The sequence below is a fragment of the Paenibacillus sp. J22R67 genome (assembly GCF_059692175.1).
Map to the genome: position 1 here is coordinate 33773 of NZ_JCAUAX010000021.1, position 26600 is coordinate 60372.

Consider the following 26600-nt stretch of genomic DNA (forward strand, 5'->3'; position numbering starts at 1 on the left):
CCCTCCTTTAAGAATTTAAACCCACTATGCAGTGAATCGATCTCGATCTATTGTGGCGTTCTTTATTCGTTGACTCCTAATTCAGAGCCCTCTAAATTTAGGTTTAATTTATCGCTAGTGACTTCGTCGTCATCATCGGCTTCTCGCATTTCGATCTCTTCTTCGTCGCCGGAAAGGATTTTGACATCCATACCTAAGCTTTGAAGCTCTTTGATCAAAACTTTGAATGATTCCGGAACACCCGGTTCTGGAACATTCTCGCCTTTAACGATGGACTCGTATGTTTTCACACGTCCTACGACGTCATCGGACTTCACTGTAAGAATTTCTTGCAGTGTATAGGCAGCACCGTAAGCCTCAAGTGCCCATACCTCCATCTCCCCGAAACGTTGTCCACCAAACTGTGCTTTACCACCCAGCGGCTGCTGAGTAACAAGGGAGTAAGGTCCTGTGGAACGGGCATGGATTTTATCATCAACCATGTGTGCCAATTTGATCATGTACATGACGCCAACTGTAACTTCGCGTTCGAACGATTCCCCTGTACGACCATCGTACAGAATCGTTTTACCGCTGCGCTGCATGCCGGCTTCTTCCATGGCATCAAATACGTCATACTCACGCGCTCCATCGAATACAGGCGTAGCTGCGTGGATACCAAGGTACTTGGAAGCCATACCTAAGTGAACTTCAAGTACTTGACCGATGTTCATCCGCGAAGGAACCCCTAGTGGATTCAGTACAACTTCAACTGGCGTACCATCTGGAAGGAAAGGCATATCTTCTTCAGGGAGAATACGTGCTACTACCCCTTTGTTACCATGACGTCCTGCCATTTTGTCGCCTTCGGAAATTTTCCGTTTTTGCGCAATATAGACACGTACGAGTTGGTTAACACCTGGAGGCAGCTCATCGCCGTTCTCACGAGTAAATACTTTAACATCAACAACAATACCATCTGTACCATGCGGTACACGAAGGGATGTATCACGAACTTCACGAGCTTTCTCTCCGAAGATTGCATGCAGCAATCTTTCTTCCGCAGTAAGTTCAGTTACACCTTTAGGTGTTACTTTACCAACAAGGATATCGCCAGCGCCGATCTCAGCACCGACACGGATGATTCCGCGCTCGTCAAGGTTTTTCAAGGCGTCTTCCCCAACGTTCGGGATGTCACGCGTAATTTCTTCAGGTCCAAGCTTCGTGTCACGTGCTTCTGACTCGTATTCCTCGATGTGAATGGATGTGTAGACATCTTCTTTCACAAGCTTTTGGCTTAATAAGATCGCATCCTCATAGTTGTAACCTTCCCAAGTCATGAAGGCTACGACAACGTTACGACCCAAAGCTAATTCGCCTTGTTCTGTCGATGGTCCATCAGCAAGAATATCTCCCGCTTTAATCAGTTGACCCTTTTTCACAATCGGGCGTTGATTGATGCACGTACCTTGGTTGGAACGCATAAATTTGTGAAGCTTATATTTGACGATATTACCGCTGACCAATTTGCCGTCTACCATTTCTTGGCGGCGCAGCCAAATTTCATTTGCAGCAGCTTTCTCAATAATTCCATCAAATTTGGAGACAATACATACTCCCGAGTCCTTAGCGACTTTGTGCTCCATACCAGTACCTACTAGAGGTGCTTTAGGAATCAAAAGAGGTACCGCTTGACGCTGCATGTTGGAACCCATCAACGCACGGTTGGAGTCATCGTTTTCAAGGAACGGAATTAACGCTGTCGCTACGGAAACAACTTGCTTCGGAGAAACGTCCATGTAGTCGACACGTTCAACCGGCAGCGTTAAGTTATCATCTTTGTAGCGTACGATAATCGCTGAATCAACGAATTTGTTGTCTTCTGTCAATTCGGCGTTTGCTTGCGCGATAACATAATTATCTTCTTCATCCGCAGTCAGGTAAGCGATTTGGTCAGTAATAGTTCCTGTCTTCGGATCTACCCAACGGTAAGGAGCTTCAATGAAGCCATACTCATTAATACGGGCAAAAGTAGACAAGGAGTTGATCAAACCAATGTTCGGTCCCTCTGGGGTCTCAATTGGACACATACGGCCATAGTGAGAGTGATGCACGTCACGAACTTCCATCCCCGCACGCTCTCTCGTCAAACCACCGGGTCCGAGTGCAGATAGACGTCTTTTGTGCGTCAACTCAGCAAGCGGGTTCGTTTGGTCCATAAACTGAGAAAGCTGGGAACTACCGAAGAACTCTTTGATCGACGCGATAACTGGTCGAATGTTGATCAAAGCTTGTGGCGTGATGACATTCGCATCCTGAATGGACATACGTTCACGAACAACACGTTCCATACGGGATAACCCAATACGGAATTGGTTTTGCAGCAATTCACCAACAGAACGAAGTCTACGGTTACCTAAGTGGTCAATATCATCCGTATTCCCGATGCCATGCAGCAAGTTGATGAAATAGTTAATGGATGAAATGATATCGGCAGGCGTGATGTTTTTAACTTGTTTGTCGATAACCCCGTTAGAGATTACTTTAACAACCTTGCCTTCTTCTGTTGGTGAGTACACATTAATGCACTGAACAGGGATTGTATCCGCGCCAGTTACACCTTTTGGAATCGTAAACTCTTTGTAGCCTGCTCCCTTTTCGATAAAAGGAAGGATTTCGTCTAACACACGACGATCCAGCAATTGTCCAGCTTCTGCGATGATTTCTCCAGTTTCGGTATCTACCAAAGTTTCAGCCAAACGCTGATTAAACAATCTATTTTTAATGTGTAATTTCTTGTTGATTTTGTAACGACCTACGTTAGCCAAATCATAACGCTTCGGATCAAAGAAACGAGCAACGATCAAGCTTCTTGCATTATCAAGCGTAGGTGGCTCACCCGGACGAAGACGCTCATAGATTTCGATCAACGCTTTTTCCGTAGAATCCGTGTTATCTTTATCGAGCGTATTGCGGATATATTCATTATCACCGAGCAAATCCAAAATCTCTGCATCCGTGCCGAATCCTAATGAACGTAGCAGTACCGTAACTGGAATTTTGCGCGTGCGATCGATACGAACATAGATAATATCCTTCGCATCTGTCTCAAGCTCCAACCAAGCCCCACGGTTCGGAATGACCGTCGCCGTGTAAGTTTTTTTGCCGTTTTTATCCACTTTCGTGCTATAATAAACACTGGGGGAACGAACGAGCTGGGAGACGATTACACGCTCCGCACCGTTAATAATGAACGTTCCCGTATCGGTCATAATAGGGAAATCCCCCATGAACACTTCTTGTTCCTTGACCTCTCCGGTTTCCTTATTAATCAAACGGACTTTGACTCTTAACGGCGCCGCATAGGTTACGTCGCGTTCTTTGGATTCATCAACAGAATACTTAGGATCTCCTAAGCTATAGTCAATAAACTCCAGTACTAGGTTACCTGTGAAATCTTGAATCGGAGAGATATCCTGAAACATCTCACGTAATCCTTCTTCCAAAAACCACTCATACGATTTTTGCTGGATTTCAATCAGGTTTGGAATGCCCAGCACCTCATTAATTCGTGCATAAGTCCTGCGTTTACGTCGTCCAAATTGAACAAGATGTCCCGCCAACTTTCATTCACCCCTCAACTCTACTCAATAAATAAAAAGAAGAAGAAAAACTTCGACCGACGTACACTCAGGACGCCTCCGTTATTGGAGCCCGTCCGAATTAAGCGACTGTATGGATGAAGATTTTTCCCTGTAATCAATAAGACTTTCCAAATATTTCTTCCCATCCTGTTAGAGTTTCCTAAAATTCAAACATTATACGTTATAAGTTCAAATTTTATTCATCCTGGAGGAAAAAAATACTTGACATTTTTGTTAACTAAAGACATGTGTCCCATCTTAATACTGACATTTTCTAATAATATCACATATGAAAAGTCAAGTCAAACTAATTTCCTCGATTGTGAGAAAACCTCTATCGAGGCCATTCCAGGATGAGTGACCGCTTTTAAGATGGTTCTATTGCCAAATAGAACGCATTTTTCAGTTAAACCGAAACTTGATCTTTCTATATGTGGGAGGATATGCCTTCCACTTGCAACTCACTCAAACTCATCTTGTTGCCTTGAGTATTTTGTAGCCTTTATCCTTGGATACTTCAACAACTTCGCTATAAAGAGACTCCAGTTTCTTCATCGCTGAAGGCGCACCTTGTTTTTTCTGAATGACAACCCAAATCGAACCGCCATCAACCAAACAATCATAAGCATCTGTAAAAATGCGATGCACAACTTCCTTGCCGGCGCGAATCGGCGGATTGGTGAGTACAGCGTCAAAACGCTGTTCTTTCACCTGCTCCAAAAGATCGCTCAGTAGAATCGACACATTGGTAATTCCATTTCGCCGCGCATTTTCAGTGCTTAACTCAATGGCCCGTTCATTAATGTCGACCATTGTCACATGCCCCTTCGGGCACATCACCGCTGCTGATAAGCCAATTGGACCATAACCACAACCGACATCAAGTACTTTGGCATCCTCTTTCAACTGCATTGTTTCAATTAAGTGTTTGCTTCCATAATCCACACCTTTTTTCGAAAAAACGCCAGCATCCGTCAGGAATGTGTACTTTTTGCCACGCAGTTCCTCTTGCGCCACATTGATATCATGCTTAACCGTAGGACGCTGCGTATAATAATGCTCTGACACGTTAAGATTCCCTCCTCATTTTTACCAATAGGAAAATCAAATAACTGCGAGCGTTCCTAAGGCTTTCCTAAGGGTAAAAGCTTAGGTAAAAAAACCTCTTGAAGGCAAGCTTCAAGAGGTTTCCTGAAAAGAAATTACTTAACTTCTACAGATGCGCCAGCTTCAGTAAGCTTAGCTTTAACAGCTTCTGCTTCTTCTGCGCTAACTTTTTCTTTAACTGCTTTTGGAGCTCCGTCAACTAGGTCTTTCGCTTCTTTCAGGCCAAGACCTGTGATTTCGCGAACTACTTTAATTACGTTGATTTTGGAAGCACCAGCGCTAGTCAAGATAACATCAAACTCAGTTTGAGCTTCTTCAACTGCTACTGCTGCGCCACCGCCAGCTGCTACTGGAGCTGCTGCTGTTACGCCAAACTCTTCTTCAATTGCTTTAACCAGGTCGTTCAATTCCAAGATTGTCATGCCTTTGATTGCTTCTAGGATCGTTGCATTTGTGCTCATGGTTAAACCTCCATTATCATTAATAAATTAGTTTGTTGTTGTAAATCGTTTCGTACACTGAAATTAAGCTTGACCTTCAGCTTCTTTTTTCTCAGCAACTGCTTTAACAGCAAGTGCAAAGTTACGAACAGGAGCTTGAAGAACGCTAAGCAACATGGAGAGCAAACCATCTCTGGATGGAAGTTCAGCAAGTGCTTTGATTTGATCGTATCCAACTACGCGGCCTTCGACCACGCCACCTTTTACGCTCAATTGATCGTTCTTTTTCGCAAATTCAGTCAAGATTTTCGCCGGAGCAACTAGATCGTCTTTGCTGAAAGCAATAGCGGTTGGACCTGTTAGGTACTCATCCAATCCTAGTTCAGCATTTGCCGATGCGCGTCTAGCCAACGAGTTCTTGAGAACTACGAATTCAATACCAGCTTCGCGCAAAGTTTTACGTAGCTGTGTTACTTGAGCTACGTTCAAACCACGGTAGTCAGCGATGATTGTAGAAGCACTAGCTTTGAACTTTTCAGTTACTTCAGCTACTGCTTGTTCTTTCTCTGCAAGAATTTTCGCGTTTGCCATAGTACACCTCACTTCTTATGCATTTATGTTTCAATATCACAAACAGTAGGAGCATCAGCATTCCTTATAAAATAAGAAATGCCTTCGTAGACGCTACGAAGGCATGATGTGTTCACTTTTTCCCTGATCTACAAAGAAATCGCTATATATATCATAACACCTCGGTAGGAAATTAAGCACGCGGCACCTACTGTCTACGGTTTGCATATTCATTTTTATGACCTTTGATAGAGTATCACGCCCAGCAACCGAAGTCAACTGGAAGCTATTACTTATCTGAAGGAGCTTACGTTTACTCGAACACTTGGTCCCATTGTGGAGGATACAGCAATGTTTTTCAGGTAAACACCTTTAGCAGCTGCTGGTTTCGCTCTTACAAGCGCATCAACCAATGCTTTGAAGTTTTCATTCAACTTGTCTGCATCGAAAGATACTTTACCAAGTGGAGCATGAATTTGTCCTGCTTTGTCAAGACGGTACTCGATTTTACCAGCTTTGATCTCCTGAACAGCTTTCGTCACGTCGAAAGTAACTGTTCCTGCTTTAGGGTTTGGCATTAAACCTTTACCCCCGAGGATACGACCCAGTTTACCAACTTCGCTCATCATGTCTGGAGTAGCTACGCAAACGTCGAACTCGAACCAACCTTGTTGAATTTTGTTGATCATGTCAGCATCACCAACAAAATCTGCACCAGCTGCTTCAGCTTCTTTCGCTTTCTCGCCTTTAGCAAATACAAGTACACGTTTCGTTTTACCAGTACCGTGTGGAAGTACTACTACACCACGAACAGCCTGATCTTGTTTTCTTGGGTCTACACCCAGACGAACTGCAACATCTACAGTTTCATCAAATTTAGCAGGAGCTGTTTTCTTAACAAGCTCGATTGCTTCTGACGGATCGTACAAAGTTTCAGCATTAACAAGCTGAGATACTTCGCGGTATTTCTTACCGTGTTTAGGCATAATCTAAATCCTCCTTAGTGGTATTAGCGGATAATCCTCCCACCGAGCGACCTCAAAGTTTTCCGAGAAAACTTCTACGTAAACCGCGGTTTACACAGTCGCATTCCTTGCGGAATTAATCTTCGATGACGATTCCCATGCTGCGAGCTGTACCTTCAACCATACGCATTGCAGCCTCAACGGATGCAGCATTCAGGTCAGGCATTTTTTGTTCTGCGATTTCACGAACTTTTGCGCGTTTCACAGTTGCAACTTTCTTTTTGTTTGGTTCACCGGATCCTTTTTCGATACCAGCAACGACGCGAAGAAGAACTGCAGCCGGAGGCGTTTTAGTGATGAATGTAAAGGAACGATCCTCGAATACTGTGATTTCAACCGGAATGATAAGGCCTACTTGATCAGCAGTACGAGCGTTAAACTCTTTACAGAAAGCCATAATGTTCACACCTGCTTGACCCAATGCTGGACCGATCGGTGGTGCTGGATTTGCTTTCGCAGCTTGAACTTGAAGCTTCACGATTTTAATAACCTTTTTTGCCATGATAGACACCTCCTGTTTATAATATAGATCCCACTAACGAAGGTCTATCCCGAGGAATAGACCTGGTAGAAACCCTTGGTTGTCTTGTGTTATAGCTTTTCCACTTGGTCGAAATCGAGCTCAAGCGGGGTCTCTCTACCAAACATGTTGACATGCACCTTAAGTTTACCCTTGTCAGCCACAATTTCTTCAACAGATCCGACAAAGTTTGCGAAAGGTCCCACCTTGACGCGTACGGTCTCTTTGAGTTCGAAGTCGATTTTCTCCTTCGGCTCTTCCATTCCCATATGCTTCAAAATAGATTCAACTTCCTCAGGTAATAATGCAGTCGGTTTAGAGCCGGATCCCGTAGAACCTACGAATCCAGTAACTCCTGGCGTATTACGTACTACGTACCAAGAATCATCCGTTTGAATCATTTCTACGAGGACATACCCTGGATAAACTTTACGCATGACGACTTTCTTCTTGCCGTCTTTGTTCACCAGTTCCTCTTCCATAGGCACAAGCACACGGAAGATCTTGTCCGTCATTTCCATGGATTCAACACGTTTCTCCAGGTTGGCTTTCACTTTGTTCTCATACCCTGAATAGGTATGTACGACGTACCATCTTTTTTCCATGAATAAATTCACCTATAGTCCTGTTTATTTAAAAACAAGGCGCAGCAACTCAGAAATTCCAAGATCCAGCACAAAAAAATAAATAGCAACAAAAGCTACAGTACCCAACACAACAAGCGTATAGGTAGTCATCTCTTTGCGACTTGGCCACTTGACCTTTTTGAGTTCTGTCCAACTGTCGGTGAAGAAGGAAAAAGTGGATCCGAAGCTTTGTCTCATTCTAGCCAAGAACCCCACAAACTACACCTCCAAAGAACTACCTAGTCTCGCGATGAGCAGTATGTTCATTGCAAAATTTGCAATATTTCTTCAACTCAATACGGTCGGGATTGTTGCGCTTATTTTTAGTGGATGCATAGTTTCTTTGTTTGCAATTTGTGCACGCTAATGTGATGATGACCCGCATGATGTACACCTCCTACAGACACGTTCTAATTAAAGCCCTTCGAAGCGCGTCAAAAAGAAAGCGACTTTTAGGGCTACCTGAAATACTTTATCACAACCCGTCACAGAGTGTCAAGGCAGAAGTCTCACAATTGCAAGAGTAATATCAGTATAGACGCTCTGACAGTATAATAAACCTCGCACAAAGAAAAGGCCCGCGCAGCCAAGACCAAGCAAGGCAGCGCGGGCATATTCTACAAATCTCTGACTTCTAAATAGCGTTCAAGCTTGCGTTTCACACGTTGAAGAGCATTGTCAATAGACTTGACATGACGATCAAGATCCACTGCTATCTCTTGGTAGGATCTCCCATCGAGATAGAGCATAAGAACCCTACGCTCCAAGTCGCTCAATATCTCTCCCATTTTATCTTCAAGTCCCGTAAATTCTTCTTGATTAATCACAAGCTCCTCAGGATCTGTGACCCTGGAACCGCTGATAACGTCAAGCAGCGTACGATCAGAATCTTCATCATAGATAGGCTTGTCCAGTGACACGTAGGAATTAAGAGGAATGTGTTTCTGACGTGTTGCTGTCTTAATCGCCGTGATGATCTGTCGGGTAATGCACAGTTCAGCAAAGGCTTTGAAAGAAGCAAGCTTGTCTCCTCGGAAGTCGCGGATAGATTTATATAAACCTATCATGCCTTCCTGCACAATATCTTCTCGGTCTGCACCTATCAAAAAATAAGAACGTGCTTTGGCACGCACGAAATTCTTATATTTGTTGATAAGATATTCCAACGCTTCGCTACTGCCTTCACGGACTGCCTCGACAATGTCTTCATCTGGCTTGAGGTCATAATCATACATTCTCAGTTCTTTGAGGTCGACACTCACCAACAATCCCTCCGGCCTGCAGGACTACCCAGATTCACATTAAAAGTTTAGGTTAAGTATACATGATGAAATCTCACACCGTCAACGGGGAAGCCCACCATTTCTAGCATTTGGAGGATTACTCCCCTCTTCGCCATCGTTCGAACTGCGCCTTCAATTCATTGCTCAGTTTGCCTTCAAACGGATTGCGCTTCGTTGTTGTTTCTGGCTCAATGCGATCTCGAACTTCTTTGCGATTCTGTTTGATTTTGATGAGAAGTTCACCAGCCGGCAATCGAAGAGCTCCTTTACCGAAAATAACGTGCTGCTCAATCATATCGGAGGTGGCCACATAGATTTGTTTACGTCTTCCCATCAAATTCGTAACCAATCGTTCGATCCGTTCATCCGCGGTTTCCTTCTCTTTGGTGTAAAGGACGTTCAACTTGCTCTGTACATACTTCTTCCCAAGTCCAGGTACCATGTAAGCATCAAAAACTAGGTATACCTTCATGCCAGAATAAGATTGGTACTCAGCCAGCATATGAATTAACTTATCGCGAGCACCTTCCAAGTCGGTATCCTTCAGCTTACTTAGTTCAGGCCATGCCCCTATGATATTGTAGCCGTCTACGATTAGAAACTCTTCCATCTGCTTTAACTCTTATTTCGTTGGCGAACCACTTCGTACATCAAGACTCCCGCGGCAACAGAGGCATTCAGAGAGTTAACATTCCCGGCCATCGGCAGTTTAACTAAGAAGTCACATCTCTCTTTAATTAACCTTCCAACACCTTTGCCCTCATTGCCAATGACAAGAGCTATCGGCATACTGAAATTCGCTTTATATACATCTTGTGCTGCAGTTACATCCGTGCCCGCTACCCAGACTCCTTGCTCTTTGAGCTGTTCAATAGTCTGGGAGATATTCGTTACTCTAGCAACAGGAACATACTCAACCGCTCCTGCTGATGTCTTGGAAACCGTTGCCGTTAGCCCAACAGAGCGCCTTTTGGGGATAATGACACCGTGAACACCCGTGCAATCCGCTGTTCGCAGAATCGAGCCCAAGTTATGCGGATCTTCAATCTCATCAAGAATGAGGATAAAAGGATCCTGTCCGAGTGCTTTGGCTTTAGCAAGAATATCTTCCACTTCTACGTACTCGTAAGCCGCTACTTGCGCTATAACCCCTTGGTGCTGAAGTCCTTCCACCATTTGATCAAGCTTACGCTTATCCGTAAATTGTACAAGAATCCCTAAATTTTTGGCCTCCGCTACAATCGGGCCAGCGAATTGCTTTTGCGCATTTTCGGCAATCCAAATTTTATTAATTGTTCGACCGGCACGAATTGCCTCCATCACGGAGTGTTTCCCGCCAATATATTCCTCATCCATTTCGTACTTCCTCCTAAAAATTCCTCGTTTAACATAACTTACATCTATTTTGGGCTAAACTTTATTCTTGTGAGCAAGAACAAAATCCAATATTTCCTTTAATCGCTCAAAAGATTGCTTGTAATACAAATATCCGATTAAGCACTCAAACGCGGTGCTATGCCGGTATTCAAGCACATCCGCGTTCTTGGCTGTCGTTCCTGATTTGGCATTGCGTCCACGCTTTACCATGTCAATCTCTTCTTCCGTCAGCATCGGCATCAGCGCATCCAATAGCTTGGATTGCGCCTTAGCCGACACATAGCCGGTGGATGCTTTGTGCAAATGATTGGGCCTATGGTTTCCACCAGAAATTACATATTGCCGAATGTAAACCTCATAAACAGCATCGCCAATATAGGCGAGTACAAGAGGATTCAGCAAATGAGGGCTCTTGGACGGCGGAAAAACGAACAGATTCGCAGCATCTGTAAAAGTTTCACTCATTTGCGGCGCCAACGAATTCCTTGTGGTGTATCCTCAAGGAATATCCCTTTCTCTGTGAGCAGATCACGGATTTCATCCGCACGTGCCCAGTTCTTCGACTTCCTCGCTTCCGTCCGGTCGACAATCAGCTGTTCAATCTCTTCGTCCAACAATTCGTCAGCTTGTTTCGACAAAATCCCCAACGTTTGATCAAAGATTTGCAGCTGATCTAAGAACATTTGCAAAGCAGCAGCATTCACCCGCTCCTGCTGCAGGTACAGGTTCGCTTCTGCAACGAGATCGAACACAGCTGTAATCGCATCCGGGGTATTAAAGTCGTCGTTCATCTTCTCAACGAACTGACTGGCAGTCGCCGCTATACGCTCCGTAAGAGCAGAATCGATCTCGCCTATTACTGAGGCTGTGGCCAAACGATGCTTCAGGTTGTCATTCGCATTTTGAATGCGCTCCAAAGCATTAGCCGCTTGCTTGAGGCTCTCATCGCTGAAGTTCAGCGGATTGCGGTAGTGGGCGGATAACATGAAGAAACGGAAAACTTCCGGTTTGATTTGCTTCACAAGATCGCGGATGAGAATGCCATTACCCAGCGATTTGGACATTTTTTCATTATCAATGTTAAGGAATGCATTGTGCAACCAGTAATTAGCCATTGGATGGCCAGTCACCGCTTCCGTTTGCGCGATCTCGCACTCATGATGCGGGAACGTCAGATCTTGCCCGCCGCCATGAATATCAATGGTTTCACCCAAATATTTGCGCACCATGGCGGAGCACTCGATATGCCAGCCTGGACGGCCTTGGCCCCAAGGGCTATCCCAATAAATCTCTCCCGGTTTCGCTGCTTTCCAAAGAACAAAGTCCTGCGGATTCTCTTTGCGGTCATCCACCTCAATACGGATTCCGTATTGGAGTTCCTCCAGATTTTGATGGGAAAGCTTACCGTATTCGGCGAATTTGGTTGTTCGGTAATAGACGTCGCCGCGTGCTTCATAAGCGTAATCCTTGTCAACTAAAGCAGCGATGAAATCGATGATTTCCTGAATATTTTCCGTCACGCGCGGGTTCAAAGTAGCCTCATGTACGCCAAGTACTTGGATATCTTCCAAGAAGGCGGCAATAAAAGTTTCTGCCAGCTCCGGAACGGTTACAGCCATTTCCTCGGCTTTACGAATCATTTTGTCATCCACATCGGTAAAGTTTGTAATATAAGTGACTTCATAGTTCTGCGACTCCAAAAAGCGTCGTACGACATCAAAGAAAATGACCGGTCTGCCATTTCCAATATGGATATAGTTATACACGGTTGGGCCGCACACATACATCTTCACTTTACCCGGTTCAAGGGGTACAAATTCTTCCTTCTTGCGTGTTAGTGTATTATACATTCTGAGCGTCATGTTCTCTCGCTCCTCCATTCTTAACCCGTTCTAGTTCTAACTGTCTTCGCAATTCATTAATCTGCTGCTGCATTTCCTGGAATATATCAACAATGGGATCCGGTAAATTGCCGTGGTCCAACCGATTCACCCGCACACCATCCCGTTTCACAAGCTTAGCAGGCATAGTTACAACGGTACTGTTCGAAGGAACCTCGTGAATGACCACCGCATTGGAGCCAATCCGTGAATTCTCGCCAACAAGGAAGGAGCCCAAAATCTTGGCGCCTGAACCAATAACTACATTATTGCCAATAGTTGGATGTCTCTTACCTTTTTCTTTCCCTGTCCCGCCCAGAGTTACCCCTTGATACAAAATAACATCGTCACCAATTTCGCAGGTTTCCCCAATGACGACACCCATCCCATGGTCAATAAACAATCTTTTGCCGATCGTCGCACCTGGATGAATCTCGATGCCTGTCATGAAACGGCTCCACTGGGAAACAACACGGGCAACTGTGAACATCTTCCTTTTATAAAACCAATGACCAATTCGATGTGCCCATATCGCGTGAAGGCCAGAGTACGTAAACACAACTTCAAACCAGCTGCGCGCAGCAGGGTCGTTGTCGAATACGGCTGAAATATCAGATCTGATCGTTTGCCACATGCTCTCACCTTCTTTTGTAGGAAATCATACGCCTGCGTATAATAAAAAGCCCCCGCAGCCATATGGCTGCAGAGGCGTGATTAATCGCGGTTCCACTCTGCTTGGTGACTCGGAAGTCTCCCAACTCAAAACCCGTAACGTGGGCATTTCGGCTGCGCCTACCCTACTCTGAGTCCGAGTATTCGGCGCGGCAGCTCCCAGGTGCATTTCCGATTAAAGGGAATGGATAACTCACAGCCGAAGCCTGACGGCTCCGATTATCCTCTCTGATAAATCCCTAAATAAACGTACTCTCCTGATCATTGCATTCCTTATTGAACTTAGTATAGCGAAAAGAACCCTGTATTACAATAAGTTCCGTAGTCGTGCAGCGACTTTTTCTTTTCCAAGCAGGTAAAGCGACACATTTAGGTCAGGTCCATGCACTTGTCCTGTCAGTGCGGAACGGATCGACATAAACAATTGCTTCCCTTTATAACCCGTATCCTTCTGAACTTGTTTCAACAAAGCAGGGATAGCCTCTACTGTGAAAGACTCTGCTTGCTCAACTTGCCCCAAGAGGCTGGTCAATACGACAGGTACATGCTCTTCTTTCAGTATAGCCGCTGCTTCCTCGTCGATAACAAGCTCTTCCTTGAAGAAGATGCTGGACAATTCGACAATTTCCGCCGCGAAGCGCATTCTCTCTTGATTGAGGCCTATAAGGGCCGTCACCCACGCCTGACCCGCTTCATCCAACTGCGGCTCGATGTATCCAGCCTTCTGCAGATGCGGCACACAAAGCTCGACAACGCGCGAGAGCGGAGCTTTTTTCAAATAGGCGTTGTTCATCCAGTTCAATTTATCCATATCAAACACAGCTGGACTCTTCGATACACGATCGAGGTCAAACTGGGCGATCAATTCTTCCTTCGTAAACATCTCTTCTTCGCCGCCAGGAGACCATCCAAGCAGAGCGATAAAGTTCACAACAGCTTCCGGTAAATAACCTAACTCCCGGTACTGCTCGATGAACTGGATAATTGACTCATCCCGCTTACTCATTTTCTTACGGTCCTGATTGAGAATCAGCGCCAAATGCGCGAATTCCGGAACAGGCATACCGAGAGCTTCGTACATCAGAATTTGTCTAGGCGTATTGGACAGATGCTCTTCCCCGCGAATAACCAAATTGATTTTCATCATGTGGTCATCTACGATAACAGCAAAGTTATACGTAGGAATCCCGTCAGGACGCGCAATAATAAAGTCACCGATTCCATTCGATTCAAACTCAACGTGCTCGCGAACTTTGTCTTCGAAGCCAATGATCCGGTCTGCTGGCACAAGGAAGCGAGTTGAAGGCTTACGGCCCTCCGCTTCAAAAGCGGCAATTTGCTCAGGCGTCAAGTGACGGCACTTCCCGGAGTAACCGCCCATCTCCCCGCGTGCTTCCTGCTCTGCCCGCTCCTGCTCTAAATCTGCTTCCGAACAGTAGCAAGGATACGCATGACCGCTCTGAAGAAGCTGATTGAGATGAGTCTGATAAATATCGAGTCTTTCCATCTGACGATAAGGACCGTACGGACCTCCGATATCTACGCTCTCATCCCACTCTAACCCAAGCCATCTTAGGCCATTCAATTGATCCTCGATGCCGGATTCTTTATGACGGGTTTGATCCGTATCTTCAAACCGCACAACGAATGCTCCGCCATGGCGACGCGCCAATAAATAATCAAAAAGTGCTGTACGAGCACCGCCTATATGTAAATGTCCCGTTGGACTTGGTGCATAGCGCACGCGTAAAGGTTGGTTCATGACTGTACCCTCTCTCCCCAATAATACCTGCTATTCTAGCACATCTCGAATTAAACAAACAACCGATTGTGCTGCAATTCCTTCGCCTCGGCCCGTGAAACCTAGCTGCTCGGTCGTTGTAGCTTTCACATTGACTTGGTCCGGCTTCGCTTCTAAGGCATCGGCAATAATCTCAACCATTTGCGGGATGTACGGTGCCATCTTAGGCTTCTGAGCAATAATCGTGGAATCAGTATTCCCCAGACGATATCCCTTATCTTTTGCAAGCTGCCATACGTGTTTCAAAAGAACCAAGCTGTCCGCATCCTTGAATTCCGCAGCTGTATCCGGGAAATGCTTCCCGATATCCCCTAAGCCCAGAGCGCCTAGAATCGCATCGCTAACTGCATGCAAAAGCACATCAGCATCGGAGTGGCCGAGCAGTCCCTTTTCATAAGGAATCGTCACGCCTCCGATAATGCACATGCGGCCTTCTACCAACTGATGAACATCAAATCCTTGTCCTACGCGAATCATTGTTGTTCCTCTCCCCTTACGTTCTGTAGTATCCATTCTGCCCATGGCAAATCTTCCGGTGTAGTTATCTTAATATTGTAATAGTCCCCTTCAACAACATGCACCGTTGTTCCTATACGCTCCACTAACATAGCATCGTCTGTGCCCATAAAATCATCCTGAAGGGCGCACTCATGCGCCTCCTGCAAAAGAGAAAGCCGAAAAGCTTGCGGGGTTTGGATGGCCCACAAGCTTCGTCTATCTGGTGTAGATTGTATTCGCTTTGCAGAATCTACGACCTTGATCGTATCCTTCACGGGAACCGCCAGCACGGCCGCGTCCTGCTCTTTTGCCTTTGACAGGCAATCGAACACATGTTCCCTTTTGACGAAAGGACGAACACCGTCATGCACAAGTACCCAAGCGGTATCCTGCTCAAGGGCTGCGAGACCCCTTCTGACGGAATCCTGACGCTCTGCCCCGCCTGCCAGCACATGAGTGACCTTGGAAAGCGCGTAGCTCTGTACATAGCCTGTACAGCGCTCTACGTCATTTCCGCCAACAACTAGAATGATTTCATTCACTTCATGTATGTTTTGAAATAATTGCAACGTATGTACCAGAATTGGCTTCTGTCCCAGTTGTAAATATTGTTTACTTTCCGCCGTTCCCATGCGCGAGCCTTTGCCCGCTGCCACGATGATAACCCCTAGCTTCCCCATAAGCCTAAGTCCTCCAACTCAACTGAGCGCCTTCTATTCGAAAGCTTTCTGCGTAAGCATAGACCCTAGGATAAACAACTCCGTGCTATGTTACATCTCCCTATCATACTGGTTTTATTGCGCTTTTTCCAATAATTTCGGTTTCGCGAAAATCATTCGGCCCGCCGAAGTTTGCAGCACACTCGTTACCATCACTTCCAGCGTCATGCCAATGAATTCACGACCGCCTTCCACCACAATCATCGTGCCATCGTCAAGATAAGCGACACCTTGTCCATGCTCTTTGCCATCTTTAATGACTTGAACAATAATTTCTTCACCCGGCAGAACAACAGGCTTTACGGCATTCGCCAAATCATTAATATTAAGCACTGAAACACCTTGCAATTCACAGACTTTATTCAGGTTAAAATCGTTCGTAATTACTTTTCCTTGCAGCACCTTCGCCAAACGCACCAACTTGCTGTCAACCTCGGATATCTCTTCAAAATCGCCTTCATAAATCAGCACTTTCACTTCGAGTTCTTTTTGAATTTTGTTCAAAATATCGAGTCCGCGCCGTCCGCGATTCCGCTTGAGTAGATCCGATGAGTCCGCAATATGCTGCAGCTCTTCCAGGACAAACTCCGGTATAACGAGAGTGCCTTCGATAAATCCTGTTTTGCAAATATCTGCAATGCGCCCGTCAATGATAACACTTGTATCGAGAATCTTATGTTCCTCGTAAGGACGATGTGTCTGCTTCTCTGGAGCGACTACCCGACTCATGGCAATAATCTGAACCAGCTCTTCCCGCTTGCTGTAACCAATCCGAAATCCCATAACGGCTAGAACCCCTGAGACGACGAAAGGTAAAATAGGGCTTGCCCACTTCACCTGATCAAGCACAGGGAAGACCAATACTGATATAAGCAGTCCGATTACTAGTCCTAGTGTACCTGAGAGCAGATCGGACACAGGAATGTCCGCAACGTTTCTTTCCCCTTTGACAAGCAGCTTCATCCCCTTGCCTGCAATCCATGCTGAAAGAATGAACATAACTAGCGCGCATAAACTATTGATGGCTATTGCTTTTCCTGAATCATTCATGACACCTGTTGTACTAAGAATTGCTTCACTCCATCCAAAACCTAAACTACCACCCATGATGGCCAAAATGAACTGTACCCATTTCCTCATCATAGATTCACCCCCTGCATCAACATATTGATATAGCTTCATTACAATTATGTTCCAATTTATCCATCGTTAATCACTTCTTCAGATGTAAAATTGAAATATTAAGGGGCTTCCATTATAATGAAATTGGAAGTTACCAACACACCCGAGGTGGATGGAATGAGCTCCTTGACTTTAAAGCAGTTTCAAGATCAAGTATCCGAATTGTTGCTCCGTCACCGAAGTCTGCTTGACGTCTTATCCAAATTTCAACAGTCCGGCGCAGCTGCCAACCGTTCCGTGGTTAAATCCATTACGGAATGTGGATGTATTCAGGTCAACGCAGCGAAGCAAGAGTACCATCCAGAGATGACTTTGAATGAGGCTAAGGATGTGCTGGGCACTCATGTATCCGGTCACCTGTGTGAACAATGCATCGAGGTTGTCAGTAGTGAGTTGGGCAGGAACTTGTTCTATATGTCCGCACTAAGCAACATTCTTGATGTTAACCTGGAACAAGTCGTTGAGAATGAATCCAAGAAATGCACAACACTAGGACTCTTCAACATGTCATGAAAATGAAGATGAACAAACAAAAAAGCATTTATTTTCTCTGAGATGATCAGAAGAAAATAAATGCTTTTTATTTTAGAAACTTGCTGATTAAACGTCGGACTTAACGGAATTCGAATCGTCTACACCGCGTCTTTTGTTCTTTCTGCGAAGACGGATGAAAAACCCATCAACGTTTTTTTTTAAGCCATAAAGCGCGTACAATAGAAGAGGTACGAAGATCATTTTGGAAATGGACTCAGGCCATTTAATTGCAATCAAGACAGCAACGGCAACGATAACTGGTGTAATCCAGATTGCTGCTTTAGGAATACCCGCTTTCTTGAAGTTCGGGTACTTCACTGTACTTACCATCAAGTAAGAAAGCATAATTGTACTTACCAAAAGCACATAGACATTAATTTCGTTCACAAACAACGCTAATGTACAAAGCACACCACCAGCAGCTGGAATCGGCAAACCGATGAAATAGCCAGGTGTACCAGCAACAACATTGAAGCGAGCCAAACGAAGTGCTCCACAAATGGGGAAGATCGCCGTGACGATCCAAGCAAATGCCGGACTGATCACACTCGGATCATTAAAAGCTACTACATACATGATAAAGGCAGGTGCTACACCGAAAGAAATAACGTCGGACAGCGAGTCTAGTTCTTTACCGAATTCACTCTGTGCATTCAATGCCCTTGCTACACGGCCATCAAGACCATCAAGCAGCATTGCAACAATGACAAGTACAGCTGCGATACCATGCTCACCACTGAAAGCGAGAATGATCGACAGAACACCTAGGAATAAGTTCCCTACTGTAAAAAGACTGGGAATTGATTTCGTTAACATATTTTTTTGTCCACCTCTGGATTTACTATGCCCTAAACTTGACTTTATAAAACCTCAACATTAGATACTTTATGATTGTATCCAGTTTAAATATGTCTGTCAATGAACACTTGTTCTTGAATTCTTTTGAGGCCCTCTTTAATTGCGCGCGCCCTCACTTCTCCGATTCCGTCAACTTCATCCAATTCTTCAATGGTCGCCATCATCATGTGCGGCAGGTAGCCAAATTTCTCTACAAGATTCGCAATAATGATCGAGGGAAGCCGCGGTATTTTCCCAAGAACCCTGAATCCTCGCGGGGAAACTGGTTCTTCAACGATTGAATTTGTATGCGGATAGCCGAGTAATCGAATGATTTGGTGCGGTTCTAGCAATTCGTCCGAAGATAACCGCTTCAAACCAGCTTGCATTTCTTTGACTCGGTCTTCGGATAATTCCCTTACATAATCTTTTACGAGCAAACGCGCTTCAAGTTCCGCATTGCCAACAAGTTCTTCCAATTGCATGCTAATTAATCGGCCTTCGTTCCCCAACTCGTTAATATAACGGTTGATTTCTGCCTTGATGCGCAGCACCATTTCAAAACGAGCAATGACATTGGTGACATCGTGCAGCGTAACTAGCTCTTCAAACTCCGACGCACTCAGGTTCGTCAGCGACTGATCCAAAACAACTTTGTACCGTTCCAACGTTTGGATAGCTTGATTAGCTTTCGTTAATATAACGCCTATATCTTTGAGCGCATAGCGCAAGTTGCCTTGATAAAGGGTGATAACATTGCGTCGTTGCGAAATCGAAACAACCAGCTTATTCGTTTGTTTCGCAACACGCTCAGCTGTCCGATGGCGGATTCCTGTTTCCGACGATGAGATCGAGGAATCCGGGATTAATTGTGTATTCGCATAGAGAATACGTTTGATATCCTCGCTGAGGATGATCGCTCCATCCATTTTGGCCAGCTCATATAAATAATTGGGTGAAAAATCACAATCGATCGAAAAGCCGCCGTCGACGATTTCCCTTACTTCCGCGCTATATCCAACAACAATAAGTCCGCCCGTTTTGGCGCGCAAAACATTCTCCAAACCGTCACGGAACGGTGTGCCAGGGGCTACCATTTGCAGCAATTGGCTCATGACGTCTCGCTTTATCTCTTCTTTACTCATATTGTCCTCCTGAAGGCTTGCAGGTTGAATGATTCAAGAGCTACTCCAGTGCCGCTTTCAATGCTTCCGACACCGTGTTCACCCCAATAATCTCCATACCGGGCGGATGCGTCCACCCCTTCAAACTTTTCTCTGGCATAATGACTCTGCGGAATCCTAACTTCTCCGCTTCCTTCACCCGTTGATCAATCCGGGATACACCGCGGACTTCTCCAGTCAACCCGATCTCACCGAACACGACGTCAAAAGGTCTCGTTGCGTGATCCCGGAAGCTGGATGCAATACTAATCGCAATGGCTAAATCTACAGCAGGCTCATCAAGCTTGACGCCGCCAGCCACGTTCAGATAAGCATCTTGATTCTGAAGGAACATCCCCATACGTTTCTCTAAAACGGCAATGATCAAAGAAAGTCGATTATGATCGACACCAGTCGCCATTCTTCTGGGAGATGGGAAATTCGTCGAAGAAACCAACGCCTGAATCTCTACGAGAACTGGACGCGTTCCTTCCATACTCGCAACCACGGTAGAGCCGGCAACACCGAGCGGCCTTTCGGACAGGAACAGTTCGGATGGGTTACTTACTTCGACAAGTCCTGCTTCTTGCATCTCAAAAATCCCGATTTCATTCGTAGACCCGAATCGATTCTTGACTGCGCGGAGCACGCGGTAGGAATGATGCCGCTCTCCTTCGAAGTAAAGGACGCAATCGACCATGTGCTCCAGCATCCTAGGTCCCGCAATGGCGCCTTCCTTCGTCACGTGGCCGACAAGGACCGTTGCAATACCTTTCCCCTTAGCTATTCTCATAAAGTGACCCGTACATTCCCGAACTTGCGAAACGGTTCCTGGGGCCGATGTAATGGCAGGATGGTAGACAGTCTGAATGGAGTCAATCACTAAGAAATCCGGTTCAATTTCTTGAATGGCTTCCTCAATAAGTTCCAGGTTCGTTTCACAAAGAACATAGAGCAGCGGAGATGATGCATTCAAGCGGTCCGCACGAAGTTTCGTCTGTTTAACAGACTCTTCCCCCGATATATAAAGCACTTTCTGATGTGCTTGCGTCAGCTCGAAAGAAGTTTGGAGCAATAACGTTGATTTCCCGATTCCCGGATCCCCACCTACGAGAATCAAAGATCCAGGCACAATACCTCCGCCTAAGACGCGATTCAGTTCTTTATTGCTGGTCACAACCCTAGGCTCTGGGCTACTTTCTATATGTATGATGGGGGTCGGTTTTTCTTTCGTGCGAGGGGCAGAAGAATTCATACCCTTTGTACGTACAACCGTTTCGACTTCTTCCACCATCGTGTTCCAAGATTGACAACCTGGGCATTTGCCCATCCATTTTGGCGATTCATAACCGCATTCTTGACAGCAAAATTTCGTTTTCTGTTTACTCATGACGTAAGTGACTCCTTAGATGTTTCAATTCAATATTTGGCTATCCTTACCAATAAAGTTTACCATTTTTACGAAGCCCATGAAAGGTCATCTGAAAATAAAAAAGCATTTTACTACACCCAGAACCGGATGCAGCAAAATGCTTCTTTGCTTGCTTTATTTAGCTGCTACGCCTTCGCCCTTCAGGACAACAAGCTCGCCCTCATTCTCATCAATCGTTAAGGAATCGCCCTTAGCGATATTGCCTCTGAGAAGTTCCTCAGATAGACGATCCTCAATATGCTTCTGGATCGCTCTGCGAAGTGGTCTTGCGCCGTAAGTCGGGTCATACCCTTCTTTGGCTAAGAATGCTTTGGCTTTGTCTGTCAGCAAGAAATCAACTTCTTGTTCTTTCAGACGTTTGCGAAGATCATCCGCCATCAGAGTAACGATTTCAGCGATATGCTTCTCATCCAAGGAGTGGAAGACGATGATTTCGTCGATCCGGTTCAGGAACTCAGGACGGAAGCTTTTCTTAAGCTCGCCCATCACTTTATCTTTCATGTTGGTATAATCTCTACCAGCATCAAGAGCAGCTGTGAAGCCAAGTGAGGAGTTTTTCTTAATCATATCCGCGCCTACGTTGGAAGTCATGATGATCAATGTGTTGCGGAAATCGACCGTACGTCCTTTGGAATCCGTCAAACGACCGTCTTCCAACACTTGCAGCAGAATATTGAAAACTTCTGGATGTGCTTTCTCGATCTCATCGAGCAATACAACCGAGTATGGTTTACGACGAACTTTCTCAGTCAGTTGGCCGCCTTCTTCATAGCCAACATACCCTGGAGGCGCTCCGACCAGACGAGAAGTCGAGTGTTTCTCCATGTATTCCGACATGTCGATCCGGACTACTGCGTTATCGTCACCGAAAAGAGATTCAGCTAACGCGCGCGCTAACTCAGTTTTACCTACACCAGTAGGTCCCAAGAAGATGAAGGAGCCCATTGGACGCTTCGGATCTTTCAGACCTGCTCTAGCACGGCGAATCGCGCGGCTGACGGCTTTAACTGCTTCTTCTTGTCCGATGACACGCTCATGAAGAATATCTTCCATTTTGAGCAGACGATCTGTTTCTTCTTCCGCCAGCTTGCTAACAGGAATTCCTGTCCAGCTTGCTACGATTTGAGCGATATCATCTGGCGTTACTTCTGTATCCAAACGACCTTGTTTTTCTTTCCACTCGTTCTTGGTCGTATCCAGTTCTTCGCGAAGCTTCTGTTCAGTGTCGCGAAGCCCAGCCGCTTTCTCGAACTCCTGGCTTTGAACCGCGGCATCCTTCTCCTTACGGATATCCTCCAGCTTATTCTCAAGCTGTTTCAATGAAGGCGGTATTGTGTAAGAACGTAGTCTTACTTTGGAACTAGCCTCATCGATCAAGTCAATCGCTTTATCCGGTAAGAAACGGTCCGTAATGTAGCGATCTGAGAGCTTAACAGCCTCTTGAATAGCAGCATCCGTAATTTTCACACGGTGGTGAGCTTCGTAGCGGTCACGCAGTCCGTATAGAATTTGGACAGCTTCCTCAGGGGATGGCTGATCCACCGTAATTGGTTGGAAACGGCGCTCAAGCGCAGCATCCTTTTCGATGTATTTGCGGTATTCATCCAGCGTCGTAGCACCAATGCACTGCAACTCACCTCTAGCCAAGGCCGGCTTCAAGATGTTGGAGGCATCAATCGCACCCTCAGCACCACCAGCGCCGATCAAAGTATGAAGCTCGTCAATGAAGAGCACGATGTTACCCGCTTGACGAATTTCGTCCATGATTTTTTTGAGACGATCCTCAAATTCACCGCGATATTTGGTGCCTGCTACCACAGACCCCATATCGAGAGTCATAACCCTTTTGTCCTTCAACGTTTCCGGAATTTCATTATTAATGATTTTCTGAGCGAGGCCTTCGGCAATTGCCGTTTTACCAACCCCTGGCTCACCAATCAGCACCGGGTTGTTTTTCGTTCTGCGGCTTAACACTTGAATCACACGTTCGATCTCTTTGCTACGGCCGATAACGGGATCTAGATGACCCTCTTTGGCGTAGGCGGTCAGATCTCTTGCTAAACCATCTAGCGTAGGTGTATTCACATTCTGAGTGTTACCGTGGCTTGGAGACACTGTCTCGCTGCTGCCTAACAATTGAAGAACTTGCTGGCGTGCTTTGTTCAAAGAAACACCAAGATTGTTAAGGACTCTCGCGGCAACGCCTTCACCTTCACGAATTAATCCGAGTAAAATATGTTCAGTCCCCACATACGTGTGACCTAATTTTCTTGCCTCATCCATGGACAGCTCGATAACCTTTTTTGCTCTAGGTGTATACGCAATGTTGGTAGGCTGCTCTTGTCCTCTGCCGATCAGGGATTCGACTTCATCTTGAATTTTTTCAAGACCTAAACCCAAAGCAACAAGTGCTTTAGCGGCGATACCTTCCCCTTCACGAATAAGACCCAGCAAAATGTGCTCAGTACCAATATTGTTATGCCCTAAGCGAACTGCTTCCTCTTGAGCCAAAGAAAGCACCTTTTGCGCACGTTCTGTAAATCTGCCAAACATCATAGAGAACACCTCCAAAATTAGTATATCTATGGAAAACCTAAAGGATGAATCTTAACTGATTATACCCTGCCAAATTTCTCTCGAATCAGCTCAGCTCGACGCATGTCACGCTCATCGGCGCTCAGCTTCTCACCAGCGTATTGCTGAAGAAAGCCAGGCTGCGTCATGACCAGTAGTTCATTCAAAACATTAGAAGAAACATTATTGATAATCCCCAGGTCTATGCCTAATCGCACATCCGACAGGCGCTGCGCAGCCTCCTTAGAGTCCATAATTCCTGCGTAAGACAGAATACCAAGCGAGCGATTCACGCGATCAATGATACGCATTCTAGACTCTTGCATCAGCTTATGCCTTGCAGCACGCTCATGCTCAATAATTTGTCTTGCAACACTGTGTAAATTATCAATAATCTCGTCTTCGGATTGTCCTAGCGTAATCTGATTCGAAATTTGGAACAGATTACCTAATGCTTCGCTGCCTTCCCCATATAATCCTCTAACCGTCAATCCAACTTGTGTAACAGCGGATAAAATCCGATTAATTTGTTGGCTGAGCACCAGAGCGGGTAGATGCATCATTACCGAAGCGCGAATGCCGGTTCCGACGTTGGTAGGGCAGCTTGTTAGGTAGCCCTTCTTTTCATCATAGCCGTAATCTAGCTGGGTTTCAAAAATATCATCAATTTGGTTCGCCAAGTCCCAAACTTCTTTAATTTGGAAGCCTGGGCATAAGCATTGTATGCGAAGATGATCCTCTTCATTGATCATAATGCTGATGGATTCATTTTCGCTTAAAATAACGGCACCATTTCTGGATTCGTTAGCTAAGTTAGGACTAATCAAATGCTTCTCAACAAGAACCATTCGCTCAAGCTCGTTAAGGTCAGATAGCGGAATAAGCGAAAAGTTACTGATCGTCTCCAGTTCATCATTCTCCAGCACGCCGGATAACTGATCGAGTACTTCTTGTGATTGTTGATTGGTAGCTAGCATCGGGTAAGGGTAGTCTCTAAGGTTGCGCGCAATGCGGATTCGACTGCTGATGACAATATCCGATTCCGGCCCCTCTCCCTTCATCCATTCGCTCAATGCATCTCCTGTAAACCGCTGTAGTGTCACTGGATTCACACCTTCCTTACAAAATCACAATCCGGCAATTTTCTTCTCTATCTCGCGAATTTGGTCCCTAATCTTCGCCGCTTGTTCGAATTCTTCTGCTTCAATGCAGGTCATCATATCCTTCTTAAGCGTATCGATTTCCCGCTTACATTGAATAATGCCACCGCTTCGTTTGGGGACTTTCCCCACATGTACGGTGTTCCCGTGCACTCTTTTGAACAGAGGATCTAACTTTTCTGAAAAGCTTTGATAACAGGACCCGCATCCAAAACGTCCTAGTTTACTAAACTGCGAATACGTTAACCCACAGTTCTCACAACGAATCGCTTGTGACTTCGCGGCGGATAGAGAGGAAGGTTCGAAATCAAGTAATCCTGATAAAAGATTATGAATCGAAAAACCGCCAGATGTCCCAGGAATCATTTCACCCTTCTCGCGGGCGCAATTCTCACAAATGTGGAACTCGTTCTTGTCTCCATTCACAATCTTCGTAAAATGAAGAGTCGCCGGTCGTTTCCCGCATTCCTGACAAATCATTTCATATGCCTCCTCATCTGCTAAGCAAGGATATCAGCATCGCTTTAAGGATCTTAGCTCGAATTTCATCGCGCAGCGGGAGCTTGAAGGTCAACACATCTCTGGATATCGCTGCCCGAATCAAATTGGCTTCTCGTGTTGAAATATAGTGGCCTTCCAGCAGCTGGTAAATGAGTCCTTCTGAAGCGACTTGATCTATGTGTGTATGAATCGTTCGAAAAATATGATCCAATATCGATCCATGGCTCTTAAGCTCAATCTTCTGGATACGAATGTACCCGCCACCGCCACGTTTACTCTCCACGAGGTAACCCTTTTCCAGCGTAAACCTTGTACTAATCACATAATTGATTTGGGAAGGCACACACTGGAATTGATCCGCTAGATCGTTTCGTTGAATCTCGATGGCTCCTTCAGAGCTTTGTTGAAGGACATGCTTTAAATACTGCTCAATAATTTCTGATACGTTACGCATCAATTCATCCTCCCAGACTGCTAGAAGTAAATTGACTTTGATTGACTTTGACTTTCTTTGACCTTAACTAGATTATAATCATTTCCTTTCTTTTTGACAAGTGCTGCCGCTAAACATTGCCGTATATAAGAAAACTGAGCATTTTCACAGCTTACTCTCAGTATTTACAAAAATACCCCTGCTTAACGTTAGGGGCTGTTCCTTTTTTTGGGGTTGGAGTGGTACTTCTTAAGTTTGGCCTTTCTCCATAAGTTAACTGCAAAAAGTGCAGGTAATTATGCTCCAATGCTGAGATTAACAAACTTAGATGTAAAAAGTGCAGCTTAGTTCAAGTAAAGCAGATGCTTCCACCGTTTCCGCTTAATATTAATGTAGGAAATGCAGGTAATCGGTCAAAATGGGAATAGTGCCGCTATTTTACTGCACTTTTTACAGTTGGGCTACTAAGGAGCCTCAGGCAGTGGCAACAAGATATAAACAAAAAACCTTACGAGGATTTCTCCTTGTAAGGTTCTCAATTGTGCTTGGCAACGTTCTACTCTCCCAGAACCCTGCGGTTCAAGTACCATCGACGCTGGAGGGCTTAACGGTCGTGTTCGAGATGGGAACGCGTGGGTCCCCT

27 protein-coding genes, 1 rRNA gene and 1 other annotated feature are annotated in these 26600 nt (G+C 45.3%); of the genes, 1 reads left to right on the top strand and 27 read right to left on the bottom strand.

Annotated features, from left to right (window positions below; all coding sequences use genetic code 11):
* Nucleotides 1–62 precede the first annotated feature (62 nt).
* From rpoB to AC58VC_RS36590, 19 genes are all read right to left on the bottom strand, one after another.
* Nucleotides 63–3602, bottom strand: a complete 3540-nt coding sequence (gene rpoB, locus AC58VC_RS36500) for a DNA-directed RNA polymerase subunit beta (RefSeq protein ID WP_497376383.1) — start codon at nucleotides 3600–3602, stop codon at nucleotides 63–65.
* A gap of 492 nt (nucleotides 3603–4094) precedes the next feature.
* Nucleotides 4095–4691: a class I SAM-dependent methyltransferase gene (locus AC58VC_RS36505; RefSeq protein WP_497376384.1), complete on the bottom strand. Its 597-nt coding sequence runs from the start codon at nucleotides 4689–4691 to the stop codon at nucleotides 4095–4097.
* 134 nt (nucleotides 4692–4825) lie between these two features.
* Nucleotides 4826–5191, bottom strand: a complete 366-nt coding sequence (rplL, locus tag AC58VC_RS36510; protein ID WP_161407571.1) for a 50S ribosomal protein L7/L12 — start codon at nucleotides 5189–5191, stop codon at nucleotides 4826–4828.
* 63 nt (nucleotides 5192–5254) lie between these two features.
* Nucleotides 5255–5761: a 50S ribosomal protein L10 gene (gene rplJ / locus AC58VC_RS36515; RefSeq protein ID WP_497376385.1), complete on the bottom strand. Its 507-nt coding sequence runs from the start codon at nucleotides 5759–5761 to the stop codon at nucleotides 5255–5257.
* 64 nt (nucleotides 5762–5825) lie between these two features.
* Nucleotides 5826–5979, bottom strand: a sequence feature (ribosomal protein L10 leader region).
* Between the two features lie 54 nt (nucleotides 5980–6033).
* Entirely contained in the window at nucleotides 6034–6726 is a 693-nt protein-coding gene (gene rplA, locus AC58VC_RS36520) for a 50S ribosomal protein L1 (protein WP_127457551.1), read from the bottom strand.
* 115 nt (nucleotides 6727–6841) lie between these two features.
* The gene (gene rplK, locus AC58VC_RS36525) at nucleotides 6842–7267 is read right to left on the bottom strand and encodes a 50S ribosomal protein L11 (RefSeq protein WP_028557508.1); all 426 of its coding nucleotides are present in this window, start codon (nucleotides 7265–7267) and stop codon (nucleotides 6842–6844) included.
* Nucleotides 7268–7356: 89 nt separating this feature from the next.
* Nucleotides 7357–7890 (bottom strand): transcription termination/antitermination protein NusG, encoded by a 534-nt coding sequence (nusG, locus tag AC58VC_RS36530; protein ID WP_029196473.1) that lies wholly within the window; start codon nucleotides 7888–7890, stop codon nucleotides 7357–7359.
* 24 nt (nucleotides 7891–7914) lie between these two features.
* Nucleotides 7915–8127 (bottom strand): preprotein translocase subunit SecE, encoded by a 213-nt coding sequence (gene secE, locus AC58VC_RS36535; protein ID WP_167067728.1) that lies wholly within the window; start codon nucleotides 8125–8127, stop codon nucleotides 7915–7917.
* Between the two features lie 19 nt (nucleotides 8128–8146).
* Nucleotides 8147–8296 (bottom strand): 50S ribosomal protein L33, encoded by a 150-nt coding sequence (gene rpmG / locus AC58VC_RS36540; protein ID WP_079418041.1) that lies wholly within the window; start codon nucleotides 8294–8296, stop codon nucleotides 8147–8149.
* Nucleotides 8297–8528: 232 nt separating this feature from the next.
* Entirely contained in the window at nucleotides 8529–9173 is a 645-nt protein-coding gene (gene sigH / locus AC58VC_RS36545) for an RNA polymerase sporulation sigma factor SigH (RefSeq protein WP_028557511.1), read from the bottom strand.
* A 118-nt stretch (nucleotides 9174–9291) separates the two neighbouring features.
* Complete coding sequence (locus AC58VC_RS36550) at nucleotides 9292–9804, bottom strand: NYN domain-containing protein (protein ID WP_497376386.1); 513 nt, start codon at nucleotides 9802–9804, stop codon at nucleotides 9292–9294.
* A gap of 5 nt (nucleotides 9805–9809) precedes the next feature.
* On the bottom strand, nucleotides 9810–10550 hold the full coding sequence (gene rlmB / locus AC58VC_RS36555; protein ID WP_161407573.1) for a 23S rRNA (guanosine(2251)-2'-O)-methyltransferase RlmB: 741 nt from the start codon (nucleotides 10548–10550) through the stop codon (nucleotides 9810–9812).
* 54 nt (nucleotides 10551–10604) lie between these two features.
* Nucleotides 10605–11036, bottom strand: a complete 432-nt coding sequence (locus AC58VC_RS36560) for a Mini-ribonuclease 3 (protein ID WP_497376387.1) — start codon at nucleotides 11034–11036, stop codon at nucleotides 10605–10607.
* Nucleotides 11033–12433, bottom strand: a complete 1401-nt coding sequence (cysS, locus tag AC58VC_RS36565) for a cysteine--tRNA ligase (protein WP_497376388.1) — start codon at nucleotides 12431–12433, stop codon at nucleotides 11033–11035. Before cysS ends, AC58VC_RS36560 begins: the two co-directional genes overlap by 4 nt.
* On the bottom strand, nucleotides 12414–13085 hold the full coding sequence (gene cysE / locus AC58VC_RS36570; RefSeq protein ID WP_161407576.1) for a serine O-acetyltransferase: 672 nt from the start codon (nucleotides 13083–13085) through the stop codon (nucleotides 12414–12416). The genes cysS and cysE overlap by 20 nt, the downstream gene beginning before the upstream one ends.
* Nucleotides 13086–13430: 345 nt before the next feature.
* Nucleotides 13431–14885 (bottom strand): glutamate--tRNA ligase, encoded by a 1455-nt coding sequence (gene gltX, locus AC58VC_RS36575; protein ID WP_497376389.1) that lies wholly within the window; start codon nucleotides 14883–14885, stop codon nucleotides 13431–13433.
* A gap of 30 nt (nucleotides 14886–14915) precedes the next feature.
* Nucleotides 14916–15401, bottom strand: coding sequence for a 2-C-methyl-D-erythritol 2,4-cyclodiphosphate synthase (gene ispF / locus AC58VC_RS36580; RefSeq protein WP_497376390.1), 486 nt, complete (start codon nucleotides 15399–15401; stop codon nucleotides 14916–14918).
* The gene (gene ispD, locus AC58VC_RS36585; protein WP_497376391.1) at nucleotides 15398–16102 is read right to left on the bottom strand and encodes a 2-C-methyl-D-erythritol 4-phosphate cytidylyltransferase; all 705 of its coding nucleotides are present in this window, start codon (nucleotides 16100–16102) and stop codon (nucleotides 15398–15400) included. Before ispD ends, ispF begins: the two co-directional genes overlap by 4 nt.
* A gap of 114 nt (nucleotides 16103–16216) precedes the next feature.
* The gene (locus AC58VC_RS36590) at nucleotides 16217–17284 is read right to left on the bottom strand and encodes a PIN/TRAM domain-containing protein (protein WP_497376392.1); all 1068 of its coding nucleotides are present in this window, start codon (nucleotides 17282–17284) and stop codon (nucleotides 16217–16219) included.
* A gap of 156 nt (nucleotides 17285–17440) precedes the next feature.
* Between AC58VC_RS36590 and AC58VC_RS36595 the strand changes: the two genes are divergently transcribed.
* Nucleotides 17441–17836: a DUF1573 domain-containing protein gene (locus AC58VC_RS36595; RefSeq protein WP_127457569.1), complete on the top strand. Its 396-nt coding sequence runs from the start codon at nucleotides 17441–17443 to the stop codon at nucleotides 17834–17836.
* A gap of 87 nt (nucleotides 17837–17923) precedes the next feature.
* Here the strand turns inward: AC58VC_RS36595 and pssA are convergent, their stop codons facing one another.
* The 8 genes from pssA to rrf form a co-directional block, all read right to left on the bottom strand.
* Entirely contained in the window at nucleotides 17924–18673 is a 750-nt protein-coding gene (pssA, locus tag AC58VC_RS36600; RefSeq protein ID WP_161407580.1) for a CDP-diacylglycerol--serine O-phosphatidyltransferase, read from the bottom strand.
* A gap of 86 nt (nucleotides 18674–18759) precedes the next feature.
* Nucleotides 18760–19839, bottom strand: coding sequence for a DNA integrity scanning diadenylate cyclase DisA (gene disA, locus AC58VC_RS36605; RefSeq protein WP_497376393.1), 1080 nt, complete (start codon nucleotides 19837–19839; stop codon nucleotides 18760–18762).
* A 40-nt stretch (nucleotides 19840–19879) separates the two neighbouring features.
* Nucleotides 19880–21247 (bottom strand): DNA repair protein RadA, encoded by a 1368-nt coding sequence (radA, locus tag AC58VC_RS36610; RefSeq protein ID WP_477498853.1) that lies wholly within the window; start codon nucleotides 21245–21247, stop codon nucleotides 19880–19882.
* A gap of 156 nt (nucleotides 21248–21403) precedes the next feature.
* Complete coding sequence (clpC, locus tag AC58VC_RS36615; RefSeq protein ID WP_497376394.1) at nucleotides 21404–23845, bottom strand: ATP-dependent protease ATP-binding subunit ClpC; 2442 nt, start codon at nucleotides 23843–23845, stop codon at nucleotides 21404–21406.
* A gap of 59 nt (nucleotides 23846–23904) precedes the next feature.
* Entirely contained in the window at nucleotides 23905–24924 is a 1020-nt protein-coding gene (gene mcsB / locus AC58VC_RS36620) for a protein-arginine kinase McsB (protein WP_497376395.1), read from the bottom strand.
* Nucleotides 24925–24990: 66 nt separating this feature from the next.
* Nucleotides 24991–25503 carry a protein-arginine kinase activator protein McsA gene (gene mcsA, locus AC58VC_RS36625; RefSeq protein ID WP_145669436.1) on the bottom strand — a complete coding sequence of 171 codons (513 nt, stop codon included), beginning with the start codon at nucleotides 25501–25503 and terminating at the stop codon, nucleotides 24991–24993.
* A 13-nt stretch (nucleotides 25504–25516) separates the two neighbouring features.
* The gene (locus tag AC58VC_RS36630) at nucleotides 25517–25978 is read right to left on the bottom strand and encodes a CtsR family transcriptional regulator (protein WP_145669433.1); all 462 of its coding nucleotides are present in this window, start codon (nucleotides 25976–25978) and stop codon (nucleotides 25517–25519) included.
* A 522-nt stretch (nucleotides 25979–26500) separates the two neighbouring features.
* Nucleotides 26501–26600: ribosomal RNA gene (rrf, locus tag AC58VC_RS36635) — 5S ribosomal RNA — on the bottom strand; the annotation flags it as partial.

What these genes read in the sequence shown, in the direction of transcription:
- rplL (WP_161407571.1), bottom strand. Translation starts at nt 5,191, where the DNA reads ATGAGCACAAATGCAACGATCCTAGAAGCAATCAAAGGCATGACAATC.
- rplJ (WP_497376385.1), bottom strand. Translation starts at nt 5,761, where the DNA reads ATGGCAAACGCGAAAATTCTTGCAGAGAAAGAACAAGCAGTAGCTGAA.
- rplA (WP_127457551.1), bottom strand. Translation starts at nt 6,726, where the DNA reads ATGCCTAAACACGGTAAGAAATACCGCGAAGTATCTCAGCTTGTTAAT.
- rplK (WP_028557508.1), bottom strand. Translation starts at nt 7,267, where the DNA reads ATGGCAAAAAAGGTTATTAAAATCGTGAAGCTTCAAGTTCAAGCTGCG.
- nusG (WP_029196473.1), bottom strand. Translation starts at nt 7,890, where the DNA reads ATGGAAAAAAGATGGTACGTCGTACATACCTATTCAGGGTATGAGAAC.
- rpmG (WP_079418041.1), bottom strand. Translation starts at nt 8,296, where the DNA reads ATGCGGGTCATCATCACATTAGCGTGCACAAATTGCAAACAAAGAAAC.
- AC58VC_RS36550 (WP_497376386.1), bottom strand. Translation starts at nt 9,804, where the DNA reads ATGGAAGAGTTTCTAATCGTAGACGGCTACAATATCATAGGGGCATGG.
- rlmB (WP_161407573.1), bottom strand. Translation starts at nt 10,550, where the DNA reads ATGGATGAGGAATATATTGGCGGGAAACACTCCGTGATGGAGGCAATT.
- AC58VC_RS36560 (WP_497376387.1), bottom strand. Translation starts at nt 11,036, where the DNA reads ATGAGTGAAACTTTTACAGATGCTGCGAATCTGTTCGTTTTTCCGCCG.
- cysS (WP_497376388.1), bottom strand. Translation starts at nt 12,433, where the DNA reads ATGACGCTCAGAATGTATAATACACTAACACGCAAGAAGGAAGAATTT.
- cysE (WP_161407576.1), bottom strand. Translation starts at nt 13,085, where the DNA reads ATGTGGCAAACGATCAGATCTGATATTTCAGCCGTATTCGACAACGAC.
- gltX (WP_497376389.1), bottom strand. Translation starts at nt 14,885, where the DNA reads ATGAACCAACCTTTACGCGTGCGCTATGCACCAAGTCCAACGGGACAT.
- ispF (WP_497376390.1), bottom strand. Translation starts at nt 15,401, where the DNA reads ATGATTCGCGTAGGACAAGGATTTGATGTTCATCAGTTGGTAGAAGGC.
- ispD (WP_497376391.1), bottom strand. Translation starts at nt 16,102, where the DNA reads ATGGGGAAGCTAGGGGTTATCATCGTGGCAGCGGGCAAAGGCTCGCGC.
- AC58VC_RS36590 (WP_497376392.1), bottom strand. Translation starts at nt 17,284, where the DNA reads ATGATGAGGAAATGGGTACAGTTCATTTTGGCCATCATGGGTGGTAGT.
- AC58VC_RS36595 (WP_127457569.1), top strand. Translation starts at nt 17,441, where the DNA reads ATGAGCTCCTTGACTTTAAAGCAGTTTCAAGATCAAGTATCCGAATTG.
- pssA (WP_161407580.1), bottom strand. Translation starts at nt 18,673, where the DNA reads ATGTTAACGAAATCAATTCCCAGTCTTTTTACAGTAGGGAACTTATTC.
- disA (WP_497376393.1), bottom strand. Translation starts at nt 19,839, where the DNA reads ATGAGTAAAGAAGAGATAAAGCGAGACGTCATGAGCCAATTGCTGCAA.
- radA (WP_477498853.1), bottom strand. Translation starts at nt 21,247, where the DNA reads ATGAGTAAACAGAAAACGAAATTTTGCTGTCAAGAATGCGGTTATGAA.
- clpC (WP_497376394.1), bottom strand. Translation starts at nt 23,845, where the DNA reads ATGATGTTTGGCAGATTTACAGAACGTGCGCAAAAGGTGCTTTCTTTG.
- mcsB (WP_497376395.1), bottom strand. Translation starts at nt 24,924, where the DNA reads ATGAAGGGAGAGGGGCCGGAATCGGATATTGTCATCAGCAGTCGAATC.
- mcsA (WP_145669436.1), bottom strand. Translation starts at nt 25,503, where the DNA reads ATGATTTGTCAGGAATGCGGGAAACGACCGGCGACTCTTCATTTTACG.
- AC58VC_RS36630 (WP_145669433.1), bottom strand. Translation starts at nt 25,978, where the DNA reads ATGCGTAACGTATCAGAAATTATTGAGCAGTATTTAAAGCATGTCCTT.